The sequence below is a fragment of the Sulfurospirillum halorespirans DSM 13726 genome (genome assembly GCF_001723605.1).
GTDB lineage: Bacteria > Campylobacterota > Campylobacteria > Campylobacterales > Sulfurospirillaceae > Sulfurospirillum > Sulfurospirillum halorespirans.
Genome location: NZ_CP017111.1, coordinates 2,950,114 through 2,965,103 on the forward strand (window position 1 = coordinate 2,950,114; position 14,990 = coordinate 2,965,103).

The 14,990-nt window shown below is 44.5% G+C and carries 17 protein-coding genes; 3 read left to right on the forward strand and 14 right to left on the reverse strand.

The genetic code is table 11. The features are described 5' to 3' along the window. Window positions 1-20: 20 nt before the first annotated feature. Window positions 21-614, reverse strand: coding sequence for a hypothetical protein (locus tag SHALO_RS14775; RefSeq protein WP_069479206.1), 594 nt, complete (start codon window positions 612-614; stop codon window positions 21-23). A 224-nt stretch (window positions 615-838) separates the two neighbouring features. On the opposite strand from SHALO_RS14775, the gene SHALO_RS14780 reads away from it, so the two are divergent. Further along, window positions 839-1,462 (forward strand): SAM-dependent methyltransferase, encoded by a 624-nt coding sequence (locus SHALO_RS14780; RefSeq protein ID WP_069479207.1) that lies wholly within the window; start codon window positions 839-841, stop codon window positions 1,460-1,462. On the opposite strand, the gene SHALO_RS14785 is transcribed toward SHALO_RS14780, so the two are convergent. From SHALO_RS14785 to SHALO_RS14835, 11 genes are all read right to left on the reverse strand, one after another. Beyond that, the gene (locus SHALO_RS14785) at window positions 1,441-1,983 is read right to left on the reverse strand and encodes a hypothetical protein (protein ID WP_069479208.1); all 543 of its coding nucleotides are present in this window, start codon (window positions 1,981-1,983) and stop codon (window positions 1,441-1,443) included. The two genes, SHALO_RS14780 and SHALO_RS14785, sit on opposite strands and share 22 nt — an antisense overlap. Further along, window positions 1,980-3,104, reverse strand: coding sequence for a metallophosphoesterase (locus SHALO_RS14790; RefSeq protein WP_069479209.1), 1,125 nt, complete (start codon window positions 3,102-3,104; stop codon window positions 1,980-1,982). The genes SHALO_RS14785 and SHALO_RS14790 overlap by 4 nt, the downstream gene beginning before the upstream one ends. A 15-nt stretch (window positions 3,105-3,119) precedes the next feature. Next, window positions 3,120-4,451 carry an alanine/glycine:cation symporter family protein gene (locus SHALO_RS14795; protein ID WP_069479210.1) on the reverse strand — a complete coding sequence of 444 codons (1,332 nt, stop codon included), beginning with the start codon at window positions 4,449-4,451 and terminating at the stop codon, window positions 3,120-3,122. 9 nt (window positions 4,452-4,460) lie between these two features. After that, the gene (locus tag SHALO_RS14800) at window positions 4,461-5,711 is read right to left on the reverse strand and encodes a uracil-xanthine permease family protein (RefSeq protein WP_069479211.1); all 1,251 of its coding nucleotides are present in this window, start codon (window positions 5,709-5,711) and stop codon (window positions 4,461-4,463) included. Window positions 5,712-5,762: 51 nt separating this feature from the next. Then, entirely contained in the window at window positions 5,763-6,833 is a 1,071-nt protein-coding gene (dxr, locus tag SHALO_RS14805) for a 1-deoxy-D-xylulose-5-phosphate reductoisomerase (protein WP_069479212.1), read from the reverse strand. Continuing rightward, the gene (locus SHALO_RS14810) at window positions 6,834-7,598 is read right to left on the reverse strand and encodes a phosphatidate cytidylyltransferase (protein WP_069479213.1); all 765 of its coding nucleotides are present in this window, start codon (window positions 7,596-7,598) and stop codon (window positions 6,834-6,836) included. Window positions 7,599-7,655: 57 nt separating this feature from the next. Beyond that, a complete protein-coding gene (locus SHALO_RS14815) occupies window positions 7,656-7,991 on the reverse strand; it encodes a hypothetical protein (RefSeq protein ID WP_069479214.1) in 336 nt (111 codons plus the stop codon). A gap of 170 nt (window positions 7,992-8,161) precedes the next feature. Next, window positions 8,162-9,496, reverse strand: coding sequence for an NFACT RNA binding domain-containing protein (locus SHALO_RS14820; RefSeq protein WP_069479215.1), 1,335 nt, complete (start codon window positions 9,494-9,496; stop codon window positions 8,162-8,164). 132 nt (window positions 9,497-9,628) lie between these two features. Continuing rightward, the gene (locus tag SHALO_RS14825; protein ID WP_069479216.1) at window positions 9,629-10,774 is read right to left on the reverse strand and encodes a glycerate kinase family protein; all 1,146 of its coding nucleotides are present in this window, start codon (window positions 10,772-10,774) and stop codon (window positions 9,629-9,631) included. Further along, on the reverse strand, window positions 10,771-11,226 hold the full coding sequence (locus SHALO_RS14830) for a methylated-DNA--[protein]-cysteine S-methyltransferase (protein WP_069479217.1): 456 nt from the start codon (window positions 11,224-11,226) through the stop codon (window positions 10,771-10,773). The genes SHALO_RS14825 and SHALO_RS14830 overlap by 4 nt, the downstream gene beginning before the upstream one ends. Before the next feature lies 1 nt (window position 11,227). Next, the gene (locus SHALO_RS14835; protein WP_069479218.1) at window positions 11,228-11,680 is read right to left on the reverse strand and encodes a GNAT family N-acetyltransferase; all 453 of its coding nucleotides are present in this window, start codon (window positions 11,678-11,680) and stop codon (window positions 11,228-11,230) included. 102 nt (window positions 11,681-11,782) lie between these two features. On the opposite strand from SHALO_RS14835, the gene SHALO_RS14840 reads away from it, so the two are divergent. Continuing rightward, entirely contained in the window at window positions 11,783-12,184 is a 402-nt protein-coding gene (locus SHALO_RS14840; RefSeq protein ID WP_069479219.1) for a gamma-glutamylcyclotransferase family protein, read from the forward strand. A gap of 14 nt (window positions 12,185-12,198) precedes the next feature. Here the strand turns inward: SHALO_RS14840 and SHALO_RS14845 are convergent, their stop codons facing one another. Both SHALO_RS14845 and SHALO_RS14850 read right to left on the reverse strand, forming a co-directional pair. Further along, window positions 12,199-12,732 (reverse strand): ankyrin repeat domain-containing protein, encoded by a 534-nt coding sequence (locus SHALO_RS14845; RefSeq protein ID WP_069479220.1) that lies wholly within the window; start codon window positions 12,730-12,732, stop codon window positions 12,199-12,201. Window position 12,733: 1 nt separating this feature from the next. Then, window positions 12,734-14,170, reverse strand: a complete 1,437-nt coding sequence (locus SHALO_RS14850) for a catalase (RefSeq protein WP_069479221.1) — start codon at window positions 14,168-14,170, stop codon at window positions 12,734-12,736. Window positions 14,171-14,367: 197 nt separating this feature from the next. On the opposite strand from SHALO_RS14850, the gene SHALO_RS14855 reads away from it, so the two are divergent. Then, window positions 14,368-14,982, forward strand: coding sequence for a Crp/Fnr family transcriptional regulator (locus SHALO_RS14855; RefSeq protein WP_069479222.1), 615 nt, complete (start codon window positions 14,368-14,370; stop codon window positions 14,980-14,982). The last annotated feature ends 8 nt before the right edge of the window (window positions 14,983-14,990 follow it).

A 14,990-nucleotide genomic window follows, 5' to 3' on the forward strand; every position in this document is an offset into this window, starting at 1 on the left:
GCACTCCAGCCTGATAAGGATTATTTTATGGTTATTACTTTATCAAAATTTTCTAAAATTTTGGCTACCCTTTTCTGCCATAGCTCTCTAAAGAGCACTTTTTCTGATTCATCCAAGGTTTTTGTGAGTAGTTTTTGCATCAAAGGCTGTAGGCTAGGGTCTGACTCAATCTTTTGAGGGTCATACGCCACATCCACAAAGGCTTGTGTATCCACGCGCAGCATCCTTACATGTAAAGGAATATCTGCGTTAAAAACCATCAAATCGTTACGTTTATACGCACCACCAATCCCTTTAAATCCCCATGAATCCGTAGCACCCGTGATGAGGGAAAACGCATTGGCGATCACGCCCGTTGTTCCTTCATTTTGGCGCTCTTTAAAAAATACTTTCACCGCACCTCGCTCGGGCAGAGTGTGAGGATAAAGCGCTTTAAGCCCTTCTCTCATCATCAGATACGCTCCTGCCATCGTAGGGCAGCTGTGCCCTGCACTTTTGACCACATCGCCGTAGCTAAACGTGATTTTGCCCTCCTCAAAGGCACCTAACGCTTCAGAAAGTGGGTCATAGAGCGTTATAGATGCTGTTGTATCAAAAAAAGCAGGGTATTTCATAGGTTGCTCCTTGTTATTTAGTAACGATTTTAATACAATTTAAAAACAAAGTCATTGATCTAAATTGTGTGACACGAATGTTCTTGCAAAATTCATTTTGCAAGAAGGTAGAGCACCAAAGGTGCGTGGGCATTCTGCCGAAGAAAACCCAGTGTTAACGTAGTCTTTAGAGCTTTGCTTTAAAGACGTATTAAGAATTCTATATAAAAAGCAAAAGGTGCAGGATGCAAGCATTTTGGAATGCCAAGTTTCAAACGAAAAATCTCATCTACGGGGAAGCGCCCAATAATTTCATCAAAGAAAATGCAGAGCTCTTTTTAAATCTCAAAACCGTGATGTGTCTGGGCGAAGGCGAAGGACGTAATGCCATCTTTCTTGCCGATAAGGGACTTGAAGTCGAGGCCCTTGATATTTCCGATATCGCCTTGCTTAAACTGCGCAGAAGGGCGAAAGAGAGTTATGTTTTTGTTAAAACGCGCCATACGCTTTTGGAGTATTGGGAGCCCGATCAACTCTATGATTCCGTGGTGTGTACCTACCTTCATCTGCCCAAAGAGAACCAAAAAATGCTGTTTGAAAAATCACTCGAAGCGCTGGCTCCACATGGCTATTTTGTTGCGGAACTGTTCAGTGAGAGTCAGATTCATTTTGAAAGTGGCGGGCCTAAAAATATCGCGCTGCTGTATGATCTCAACGATATTTTAGATATCGCAAAAGCGCTTCCGTGCAAAATTCTCAAACTCTCTCAAGAGGTCATCGTCTTAAACGAAGGCGATAAACATGTTGGACGTGCGAGTGTGGTTCGCATTATTTTGCAAAAGCTCGATCACTCTCCAATCGTTCCATAATAACGACTTCGCTCAAGATTTTCAACCCATTTGTACTCAGGATCATCGCCCAATTTTGCCCAGTAAAGCACGCCTGAATTGCGCCATGGATCGATCAAAATACCTGTGCGAAAAGGTTCTCCTTTAGCAACCACAACGACGGAGTTGTGTTCATTAAATTCGCCCTTATTCGCGACACCCCAGCGCAGATCAAAACTTTGGTATTTGAGGTTTTTCAGATGGGTGATCATATCTTCGCTCCACTCATAACAGAGTCCGCGCTCTTTGAGCCCCGTGTTGATCAAAAAATTATGAAATGTTGGCGGATAGACAAGCCCATAACGCTCAGCCAAAATCTGTGGATAAAGCAGTGCTTCATACGCAAACATGCGCGCCTCTTGATAGTCCACCGTGTCGCTTAAATGCGTCAGTTCGGTGGTTAGCGCAGAGACACTATTGGGCGTTACATGTAAAGCGTCTTGCTTGGCACTACAGCCTGCAAAAAGAAGCGAAAATACGAGAAGAAAAAGGAACTGTTTCATACTTTTTTGACTTTGAGAGTAAGTTTGACAATTTCACTTGGAGCTAAAATACGCACCGCTGGTCCCCAATAACCCGCCCCATTGCTAACAAAAATTTGGGTCTGTTTGGAGTGCTGATACAGCCCACTGAGATAAGGCTGATCTAAAAGCACCAAGAGCCCAAAAGGGAAAATTTGCCCACCATGCGTGTGACCGCTTAGGATCAGATCGATCTTTTCATCGTTGATCTCGTTAACAAATTTTGGCTGATGGGCAAGCAAAATCGTCGGCAATTCTGGCTTTACATGTAAAAGCGCTTTGGCAAGATCGGGTGGCTCAAAGTCGAAACGTTTGCCCATCATATCCATGACACCTGCAAGGTTGATCGCATGATTGATGACGATGGAGCGATTGGAGAGCACGTGCACGCCCAAAGAGCGAACATGATCCATAATCGCGTTGACCCCGTAAAAATACTCATGATTCCCCGGCACATAGTACACGCCCAAACGACTCTCGATGGAGCGGAGGGAGTCGAGTTTATCGCCAATTTGATTCACAGGCATATCGACTAAATCGCCTGTAATCACGACAATGTCAGCATCAAGCGCATTGATCTGCTTCACCACAGCATCCATAAAGTCTTTACCAAGGGTTTTACCGATGTGCAAATCGGTGATCTGAACAATACTCAGCTCCGATTTCAGCCCGTCGATATAAACATCCACCTCCTTAACACGAGGCGCTTTCATGCCATTCAGAAACCCTTTGGCGATGTAGGAAAACGCCAAAATAAGCATCGTGACATCAAAAACCATCTTGATAAACAGCCGTCTTGAATAGTCATGAGGGATTTTCGCATAAGGAATTTGAAACAGATCGTAGACAATCGCCACGCAAAAGAGCATAAACGAAACACCGATCATTGCGGAAAAAAGCAGGTATAAAATCGGATCAAGATTGTCTAAACGCAAGACGGCAAAGTAAAAAATTTCGCATAATGTCATGGCAATCATCACCCATTTAATCACGCCTTGAATCTTGCAAAAAATGTCCAAGCGCTTTAAAAAGCGCTTGTAACTGTAAAAATTAATGAGGGAAAGCACCGCAATGGCGGCAAATGCGAACGAGAGGCGAAACATGCTTTTACATTTTCCTTACTTGAGGCTCTCAAAATAGCGCTTACTCTCAGCCGAAATGACTTTAGAGAGAAGCAGAAGCGCTATGAGGTTAGGAATCGCCATCAAACCATTGGTAAGGTCTGAAAAATTCCATACAAATTCGAGTTTCAGCATCGAGCCGACCATGACGCCCGCGATAAATAAAACTCTGTACAAGCGGATGAAACGCTCACCAAAAATATATTCAAATGCTTTTTCACCGTAATAACTCCATCCCAAAATCGTCGAATAGGCAAATAGTACGGTTGAAATAATGACCACAACCCCACCAAAAGAGCCAAGATAGAGCTGAAAACTCTGCATCGTTAGCGCACTCGGGCTTATACCTTGTTGCCAAAATGGAGAGATCAAGATAATCAGTGCTGTCATCGTACAGACAACCAACGTATCAATAAACGTTTGAGTCATGCTGACCAATGCTTGACGCACAGGATCGTTCGTTTTAGCAGCGGCTGCTGCAATAGGAGCAGATCCTAGACCTGATTCGTTGGAAAATACGCCACGCGCGACACCATAACGAATAGCCGCTGCCATCGTAGCACCGACAAATCCGCCACCTGCGGCAATTGGATTGAACGCATGGTAGAAAATCAACTCAAAAGCGCCACCCAATTTATCGAGGTTCATCGCTAAAATAACCAAAGAGACAGAGACATAAATCAAAATCATAAACGGTACCAGAAAGGAGGTAAAGTTTCCGATGGATTTAATGCCACCTAAAATAACCACTGCAGTTAACGTAAGCAGAACCACACCCGTAATCCATGTCGGAATGGCCATTTCCGTGTATAAGATCTGCGCAACCGCATTGGCTTGGGTCATATTGCCAATACCAAATGCCGCAATGGCGGTAAAAATAGCAAATGCCATACCCAATTTTGGCATGTTAAGACCGTAGGTGAGGTAGTACATCGGGCCACCTTTGAAACCATGGTGGTGACTATGTTGACGGTATTTCACTGCGAGTACGGCTTCCGAGTATTTGGTCGCCATCCCCACAAGCCCTGTCATCCACATCCAAAAAACCGCTCCGGGTCCGCCAAGTGTAATTGCCGTAGCAACCCCTACAATGTTACCAATACCCACGGTTGCCGCAAGGGCTGTCATGAGTGCAGCAAAGTGACTGATTTCACCCTCGCCATCAGGCTCTTTGTGAAAAATAAGCTTTAACGCATGCGGCAATGCCCAAAACTGCATCCCTTTTAAAATAATCGTCAAGTAAATTCCCGTACCAACCAACAAAACCAACATAGGAGCACCCCAAACAATACCTGAGAGGATTGCAACCCATTTTTCAATCATTTCCATCTATCTTCCTTACTGTTCACTAATATGATGCCCTTTTGGCAACACCAAATTGAGCACGATGCCCACAATCGCACCTAAACCGATGCCACTAAATGCCACACCACCCATATCAACAACCATACCACCAATGGCTAAAACCAAAATCATCGAGACGATGATCATATTGCGAGGATCGTTCATATCGACTTTCTCTCTCACCATTGTGCCTAAACCAATGGACGCGATAATGCCAAAAAGAAGCAGTAAAATGCCGCCCATAACAGGTACGGGAATCGTCGCCAAAAGACCACCAAGTTTTCCCACAAACGCTAACACAATGGCAAAAATCGCCGCCCATGTCATAATGGCAGGATTGTACGCTTTGGTAATCGTGACGGCACCTGTGACTTCAGAGTAGGTTGTATTGGGAGGGCCACCAAGCATGGAAGCTGCAGTCGTTGCAATCGCATCACCCAAAAGCGTGGTTTTCAAACCTGGCTTTTTCAGATAATCGGTTTTCGTTACATTGCTGATCGTTAAAATACCACCGACATGCTCTACCGCTGGGGCTATCGCAATCGGTAAAATGTAGATGATCGCTTCAAGATTCCATTCGGGTGTCACAAAATTTGGCATTGCAAACCATGCCGCTTTGGCTACTGAGTCAAAACTGACAATGCCTAAGATCAATGAAACCGTATAGCCTGCAATAATACCGCACAAAATAGGCAATAATTTAAGCACACCTTTGCCTAAAAGGGCGACTAAAAGCGTGACAATCAGTGCGGACATCGAAACCATCATCGCTTGATTGAGAGGCACTAAAACAATCGCACCATCGCCTGTTTTTCCCATCGCCATATTGACTGCAACAGGCGAGAGAATCAAACCAATCGTCATAATCACGGGTCCTACAACAACGGCTGGGAAGATTTTATGCAAAAAGTCTGAGCCTTTAACACGTACGAGAACACTGAGAAAAAAGTAGAACAACCCTGCCGCCGCAAGACCACACATGGTGCCTGCGAGTCCCCACGTTTTAAGCCCATAAATAATCGGCGCAATAAACGAAAACGAAGACGCCAAAAAAATCGGAGGAATCTGCTCACGCGTGGTGAGCTGAAACAGAAGCGTTCCAAACCCTGCGGTAAAAAGCGCAACGTTAGGATCAAGCCCTGTCAAAATGGGAACTAAAACCAACGCCCCAAAAGCAACAAATAAGAACTGCAACCCAATAATGCTGTCCCTGAGTCTAAAATTATAATCTGTCTTGTGTAACATCAATCCCTCACTATGGAAATTTTGTGTGTTGAAAACTCTTTACATGTAAAGCTAAAACGATAAGCAGTAACGACGAACTTCACGGTCAATCTCAAAAACCTCATCCAATGTTTTAGGAATCGCATCTTCAAAGTGTCGATACGCTTTAATCGTTCGCTCTGCCAGTTCTAAAATGGTAATCTCTTGGTTGAAAAACTTGGTAATGCCCACTTCATTGGCAGCATTGATCACAACACCGCGCGTTGGATGCGCTAATACGTCGTCTTTAATCTCCCAAATCGGATAGCGTGCTGGCTCAATTTTTTGAAACGAGAATGAGCCAATGGAAGCTAAATCAATGGAAGGTAAGATCGGCTCTTCAACTTCACCTAAAAGGGCAAAAGCGATAGGAAGTTTCATATCGGCTGCGGCTAAATGTGCGGTGGTACTGCCATCTTGAAAATCAACAAAGGCGTGAATCAACGACTTAGGCTCAATGATGGCATCCAGCTTGTCAACGCCAAACAGCCATTTGGCCTCCAAAAGTTCAAAAAGTTTATTGGTCATCGTTGCACTATCGATGGTAATTTTTGCGCCCATACTCCAATTCGGATGTTTGAGGGCATCTTGAAAGGATTTTTGAGCAAGTTCATTGAGTGGTGTGTCACGAAACGCTCCACCGCTTGCCGTAATCGTCATGCCACGAACGGGACGTTTACCTAAAAGATACCACAGTCCAAAATGTTCACTGTCAATGGGCGTAATATGAGAAGTGTCAAGCAGATGCCCTGCAACGACAAGGGATTCTTTATTTGCCAAAGCCAAACGTTTGCCAAGGCGTAGCGCTTCGATACTAGGAGCGAGTCCTGCAAAGCCTACCAACGCATTGACGACCAAAAAACTCTGCGTTTTTTGAAGCAGTTCTAAAATGCCCTCTTTGCCAACAAAAACATTGGGATGATTTACCAAAGGGCGATCTTTTACATCACTAATAGCGACGTATTTGGGTTGGTGCTCTTTTATCTGTTCGTTGAGAAGTGCTATGTTTTTGCCTGCAACCAGTGCTTCCACCGTAATGCCAAAGCGTTTGGCGATCAGGAGCGCGTTAACGCCAATGGAGCCTGTTGAGCCTAGAAGTACCACTTACGCGAGCCCTCGAAGCAGAATGACCATAACGACACCGCCAAAAAGGTAGCCATCAAGTCTGTCTAGCATGCCACCGTGTCCTGGGAAAAGATTGCCACTGTCTTTTAAGCCCGCTTCGCGTTTGAGGTAACTCTCGAAAAGATCGCCAAAAACAGAAGCAATGGATGTCACAAGGGCGATAATGGCAGAGAGCCACAGAGGAATCAAAAACGTGCCATACAGTGCGCCCACAACCGTAGCAATGAGAACGCCACCGATGACACCTTCGAGCGTTTTATTGGGAGAGGTGGGCGAAAAAGATGTTTTACCAATGCTTTTACCTACAAAATAAGCCCCCGTATCGGTGAGTGCGACAACGATAACCAACCATACTAAAACGGACATACCAAAATCGTGGTAGAGCGCGTAGAGAAACAGCATTGAAACGGAAGGGTATAAAAATGGAGCGAGAAGCCTATAATCAACCTTTTTCGTGTACGCCATAACCGCTAAAAAGCCAATGATGGCGAGGTAAATAAGATCATCTGGATTGGGGTAGATAAACGCCGCGAGCCATAACAGCACGGCATACACATACAGTTTGTTGTCTTTGACGTCAAAGAGGTTCATCGCCTCGTAAAAGGCAAACAGATACATGACGCCTAAAATAAGCCATGTTAAAAGTGCGTTGTTTAAAAATGCAACCAATGAGGCAAATGCCGCCATCACTAAGCCCGTGAAAACGCGCTGTTTATTGGATTCGTAGAGTGCTTTCAAGTTCATAGAGACTCTTTTAATGGTGTTGTGTTAAGCAGCAATCATAGCAAAGTCAAGGTGAGGCTAAGCTTTAATGTCCAAATGACCGTTCTGTACCGCAGGAACTTCTTCCTCTTTCGCGTCATGATGCTCAGCAAGCTCCTCTTTTTGCTTCATTTGCTCTTCTGTTGCGCCATTTTCTTCTTCACGTCTTTGATGCTCATGCTCGTGTTCAGGGTCGATTTTATAGGTTTCTTCCGCTGGTCTGACATCTTCAACGATCTCTTCTTTTTCGTTTTGCAGGGCAGAAGCTATGGCACTTTGCATTTGAACGCTGTTTTGGTAGTCCATCTGTTTTCCCGCTTGCACGGTTATCATTTGGTTGGCATAAATCACATTTCCAATTGGTCCTACAGGCATAATACTCTCCTCCTTTTTGGGCAAGTTGGGAAGGCTAAAAAAAGAGCTTTGGCTCTACTCCTTATCTATTTTGATACGCTTCTTAGGCAAAGCCCAAGAACCTACGCTGCACTAGGCGCTAAAGCTTGGCTCTACGAGCCAGAAAACTTCTTAACGAAAAAGTTAAGCGTTTATTCCTTGTAAATTTTAAGCGTTTGATACTCTTCATAAGCAACATTCGCTCCATCAAAAGGCTTCACGTTTTTGCGTTTGGTATAATCGACCAAATAGCCACCTTTTTGAGTGAGGCTAAACTCAACGCACAGTTTTGCGGCAAATATCAAAACCAATTCAGGAACGTTCTGTTTTTCGGTACAAATAATCACATGGGAGGAAGGCATATCTTTTACATGTAACCATATATCGTTCTTTTTTGCCTCTTGCAAGAGTGCTATGTTCCCTTTTTCGTTTTTACCGAGCAAAATTCGATAACCCTCTAGCAAAAAAGTCTCATACAAATTGCTTTCGTCGCCTTTTTGCTTTGATTTGCGCTGTTTTGGCACTAAAATCTGAATCTCTTCAGGATCATGTGCCGCGTTGATGACACCGACCATGCGCTCTAAAAAGAGTCGTTTCTCTTCCAAGTTCTCTTTTTGACGATGCACCGAGAGCGCTTTTTGGCGCAGTTTTTTTGACTTTTTAAACAACAGATTGGCCGCCATTTGAGGCGTTTGCGCTTGGGGTAACACAATGGTAACAGCGTTTCCTTCAAAATCGTGTAATGTCACACTCTCTTGGTAACCCTTAATGACATTCGTGTGTAAATGCGCCAAAACCAACGTCGCCTCTTTTTGCGCTTCATCACTTTTAAGCATCAACTCCGCTTCATTTTCGAGTGCATCAATCGCTTGGATAAGCTTCGTGATCTTTTTCTCCACCTGCGCGATTTTCTGTTTTTTGATCTCTTCGATCTTTACATGTAAACGTTTTTCGTACGAGCCTTTAAGGTACTCCTCAAGGGTTACGTTCAGGTCAAAAGGCTTCTCTTTAAGCTCTTTGGGCGGTAATTTTTCCAGTATTTCATTGACCTTAACACTGCGAAACGAAACACTGGAGTCAATATGTCGCATCGCCTCTAACACCACTTCGTTTTCATCTAAAATGATCGCGTTGGTATTGCGCCCCGTAAACTCCAACTGCAAGGTTGTACGCATCGCTTTGTAACTCGAACTCGCCAACACCCCAATGCGCCAAATGCGATTGCCCTCTTCCACGTCCATCGATTCGATCTTCGCATTAGAAAATCGCTTGGCAAGTAACACATCAAAGGGTGCTGTATAACGCTTCGCTTGTTTAAAGTCCTCTTTAAAAAACATATACGAATCCCCACGCCCAAGGTCAACAAACAACGGCTCTCCCGCTTCAAAAATAATGCGCAAGACACTGTCATCCACACGGTAAATCGAGGAAATTTTACGGTATTGCCTTAAATAGTCATTAATACAAACAAGTTCTGCGTGTTTCATAGGTCTCTTTTTCATTTTAATTGGAGTTCTTAGCAGAACTCTTGACACGCTTTTAAAGCAAAGCTTTAAAAACTACGTTAACACTGGGTAATCCTTGGCAGAATGCCCACGCACCTGTGGTGCTTTTGCCTTTTACGAGGCAGAATTTTTCGCTAATTTTATGAGTCTAAATATCTCTTTCACACTCTGTTTAACAAGTTTTTCAGCCCTCGGTTTTTCCATCGCCTCTTCCAAACTCATCGGGTAGCGCATAATGGAAAACAGTGCGTCCACGCCTTTGTGCTCTTCAAGTTCATCGGCAATGCCACCGCCTAAAGCGATGAGGGGAACACCCGCTTTTTGGGCACGTTTGGAGACGCCACTGAGCACTTTACCCATTAACGACTGCTGATCGATGCGCCCTTCTCCTGTGATGACGAGCGTTGCCTCTTTAAGGTGTGCATCAAAGCCGATCTGATCTAAAATAATCTCAATGCCCGAGCGAAGTGTCGCATCTAAAAAGGCTTGCATCCCGCCACCCATGCCGCCCGCTGCACCTGAGCCTGCATTCATCGCCACATCTTTGCCCAGCGTGTTTTTAAGCACCTGCGTAAACTGCTGCATCCCTGCATCAAGTCGCTCGATCATAGCAGCATCTGCACCTTTTTGCCCTGCATAAATGTGCGCTGAACCACGAGGTCCATACATGACGTTATCTACATCGCACGCGACGGTAAATTCGCATGTTTTAAGCGCTGGTAGTACATGGCTTTCATCCACATGATGCACATCCTCCAAAATCGCTCCACCCAAACCAAGCTCATTGCCCGTTTCATCCAAAAAGCGATACCCAAGCGCTTGAAGCATCCCAAGTGCCGCGTCATTGGTCGCACTGCCACCGATGCCAACGATAAACTTACGACACCCCTTTGCAATGGCATCTTTCACCATCTCACCCACCCCAAAGGTTGTGGTCAAAAGCGGATTACGTTTTTCTTTGGGAACGAGCGGAAGTCCCCCTGCTTGTGCCATTTCAATGACCGCGGTTATGCCATCCTCTAAAATACCATACTGCGCGCTGATCGGATTCATCAACGGGTCATGGACTTTACATGTAACGATTTCTCCACGCACATTTTGCATGATCGCCGCTAACATTCCCTCTCCACCATCGGCGATATAACACGCAGTGACGCTTGCCTCTTGGTAAACCTCTTTAATGCCCTCTTCTATCCACGATGAGAGTTCCTGAGAGCTCGCACACCCTTTAAATGAATCAATGGCTAAAACTACGTTCATCGATATTTCTGCTCCAATGCTAATAAATACTCTTTACGCCACAATCCTCCGCTGTAGCCTCCGATGCCACCATTTTTAGCGATCACGCGGTGGCAGGGAATGATAATAGCGATTTTATTTTTGCCATTCGCGTTCGCAACGGCGCGCGTGGCTTTGGGGTGTTTTAGAAGCTCTGCTTCTTGGCTGTACGAGATGGTTTCACCGTATGGAATGTTTTGAAGCACATTCCACACACCTTGCTGAAAGAAGGTGCCTTTGGGGTGCAACGGCACGCTAAAGGTTTTGAGTTTTCCCGAAAAATAGGCCTCTAACTCTTTTTTTAAGAGCTCAATATGTTGATTTGAATCTTTAAGAATTTCGCCATTATCATCAAAATCCAAAGCGCAAATGCCACGCTCATTCGCTGAGATCAGTAACAATCCAACAGGCGATGAGAAGGAACAATACACCATGTTAACTCCTTAATACTTTGTGCATACAGACGCTGTTTTCCATCCCCATATAAGGTCCATAATTGGGAATGACCGCATACCCCATTTTGGCATAAAGCGCAATCGCTTCAGGTTGCCCTTTACCTGTCTCTAAGCACGCTTCGCTAAAGCCAAGTTCCGCGGCCCAAGACTCTAATGCACCTAAAATCTGTGACGAAAAACCACGTCTGCGATACGTTAGGTGCACAAACATGCGTTTGATCTCCACCGTTTTAGCATCGATCTTTTTAAAACATCCGCACGCCACAGGCAATTCATCTTCATACCCGACCAATGCGGTTTCGATAGGATCGATCACATTGTGTTGATCGTACAGTGCTTGTACTTTGCCATAGCGCGCATTCAGTTCTGTGTCCAAAGCGTGCGTTAGGGCACAAAAATCTTCATGTGTGTTGGATAGTTTACATGTAAACATTGAAAACCTCGGATGATTTCTATTATTATACCTTCATTTGCACAGTTTTTAAGCACCCAAATGGTTACAAAGTAGGTATGATTTTCATCAAGGAGTAGGCACATGACACACCTCTTTACGTATGGATCATTGATGTTTGAAGACGTCTGGAACAGGCTGGTTAAAGGCAATTATCTCTCGCAAAAAGCGACCTTGCAAGGTTATGCCAGACGTTCAGTCAAAGATGATGTTTACCCTGTCATTTTCCAAGCCGATGAGCTTGTTGAGGGGGTCGTTTATTATGATATAAGCGAGGAAGATCGGATCATTCTTGATACTTTTGAAGGCGAGTATTACGAACGCAAAGAGGTGGAGCTTCTGGTTAAAAATGAGCTGATTCGTGCGTGCGTGTATGTTCTAAAAGAGGAACACTTTGATATTATTGACCCCAAACCGTGGAGTGAAGCCCTCTTCGCGACTGAGGGCATCAAGCGTTTTTTAGCCAACTACAAAGGGTTTGCTTAGGCTTTAGGTCTCATTTAGGCGCTACGTGCGCTGAGAATGTTTTTAGGTTTTCCCGTAAAAAGCATCTTTAGAGACAACACGACACGGGCAACAAGACGCAGTGAAACTCCTGAAATCGTTTCATCGCGCCCTTTTCCCCCAACACTTTGCAGATACTCCACAACCGCAACACGCCCAAAGAGTGCTGCAAACATGATGGGCGTTCGTCCGCCGCCATTGTCGGCCTGCACCTTCGCACCTGCTTCAACCAAGACTTTGCAAATCTCCAGATAGCCCTTAAATGAAGCTCCCCCTAGAGGTGTTTGGTCTCGATCATTGCGTTGATCAACGGAAGCGCCATACGCAATAAGCGTTCTGGTGGTATCAAGCTCGCCATTATACGAGGCAAGCATCAAGAGCGTATTGCCTTTGGCATCCGATAGGTTTACATGTAAACCACTTTCTAGCATGGAAGCTAAGATGTCACTCTGCCCTTTGCGTGCAAAATCAAGCGCCATTTCCTGAAGCTCAGCGTAGCGAGCCTCTTCTTCTTGGGAAATTGGTTGCATTTTAGATGCCTAAAGCGTGACGCACACCTGCGCCATAAGCGGGGTCGGCTTGGTCAAACAAAGCAATCTGACGATCCACAATCTCTCGTGGCACGCCATCCATGGCTCTTGCAATGTTGCCAAAGAGTTGTGCTTTTTGATCTTCATTCATCAGTCTAAAAAGCGCTCCTGGCTGTGAAAAATCATCATTTCCAATGCGGTGATCGTACCTATCGCCATCCCCATTGACAGGAAATGCAGGTTCCAAATAGGTCTTGTCCTCTTTGGGACCGCCAAAGCTGTTTGGCTCGTAGTAAGCATCACCAAAATCAGGCACATCTAAACGCATAGAACCATCAGCATGGTAGGTGTTTACCTCTACTTTTGGACGGTTAATTGGCAACATTTCATAGTGCGTTCCCACACGATAACGATGCGCGTCAGCATAGGAAAAGACTCTGGCTTGGAGCATTTTATCGGGCGACCAACTAATGCCTGAAACGACATTGGACGGGCTAAACGAGGATTGTTCCACCTCAGCAAAGTAATTTTGCGGATTGCGATTCAGCTCCATCACACCCACATCGATCAATGGATAATCCCCATGTGGCCACACTTTGGTGAGATCAAAGGGATTGAAAGCACACACTTCTGCTTGCTCTTTGGTCATAATCTGAATTTTAAATTTCCACCGTGGAAACTCTTGGCGCTCAATTGCACTAAAGAGATCTTCTTGAGAACTCTCACGCGATTTTGCTACAACGGCTTCAGCCTCGGCATTGGTATAATTTTCAATCCCCTGTTCTGATTTAAAGTGAAACTTCACCCAAAAACGCTCATTTTCTGCATTAATAAGACTGTAGGTGTGTGAACCAAATCCATGAATGTGACGAAAATCTTTTGGAAGACCCCGATCGGACATTAAAATCGTCACTTGGTGTAAACTCTCAGGCGAAAGTGACCAAAAATCCCACGCTGCTGTGTTGCTTCTTAGATTGGTACGCGGATGACGTTTTTGGGTGTGAATAAAATCAGGAAACTTTTGAGGATCACGGATGAAAAAGACGGGCGTATTATTGCCCACCAAGTCCCAGTTTCCCTCATCGGTGTAAAATTTAATCGCAAAGCCTCTTACATCACGCTCAGCATCCGCAGCACCTCTCTCTCCTGCTACGGTTGAAAAACGTAAAAAGAGATCTGTCACAGCCCCTTTTTGAAGCACTTTGGCTTTGGTATAACGTGAAATGTCCTGTGTAATGGTAAGCGTCCCAAATGCAGCCGAACCCTTGGCATGAACCACACGCTCAGGAATACGCTCACGATTTTGATGCGCCAGTTTTTCAAGGAGTTGATAATCTTGAACTAAAAGCGGTCCACGTGAACCTGCACTCAAAGAATTTTGGTTATCCGCTATGGGATTTCCAGCGGTTGTTGTCATGATTTTTGAGTTTGTTGCCATTGGATGTTCCTTGTTTTAAGATAAATTTACTCTCAATTTTAAATCTAACGAAACAATAACATTTTGATAAATATTTGTCAATAGTAATTTTTATCATTTAGTAAATTAATTGCATTATTATTTTGTCTGCCACTTAATAACGCCTATTTCTTTCTCTTTTTTTTGTACAATAATCTATTTACATGTAAAGGTTTGAGATGCTTGATTTGCACGATTTCGAATTTGCCAAAGTGCTTAATAGTGAAGAGTTTGACTATCTTTCACACCATGCTAAACGCGTGTCGATTCCTAAACATACGATCCTTTTTTACCAAGAAGCGATTTGCAAAGATATTTTGCTTCTTGGTAAAGGTGAAATTGAGCTTTACATGTACGTAAAAAACGACCAAAAAATCCCTCTGTATGCGCTCAAAGAAGGCGAGCAATGCGTCATCAACACCTCAAGTACCATCTCTCAAACGCCTGCGATTGGAACCGCACAAAGTCTTAGCGATGTTGAAGGCTGGATGGTCAGCGAAGAGGTGGTCAAATACCTGATGCACCGCTCGCCCTCGTACCTCAACTATGTTTTTTCACTTTTTACGATCAAACTTGACGCGCTTGCCACACTTATTCAAGACATCAAATTTAAAAAACTCGACAGTCGCATCTTGGAGTGGCTTCACGCACATCCTTCCAAGATTGTTCAAGCCACACATGAAGAGATCGCCGAAGCACTGGGGACATCGCGCGTTGTGATCAGTCGCGTGCTGAAAGACCTTGAAAAACAGAACTTCGTGAAGCTGCACCGCAAAGCGATTGAGATTTTGTAACACTTTTG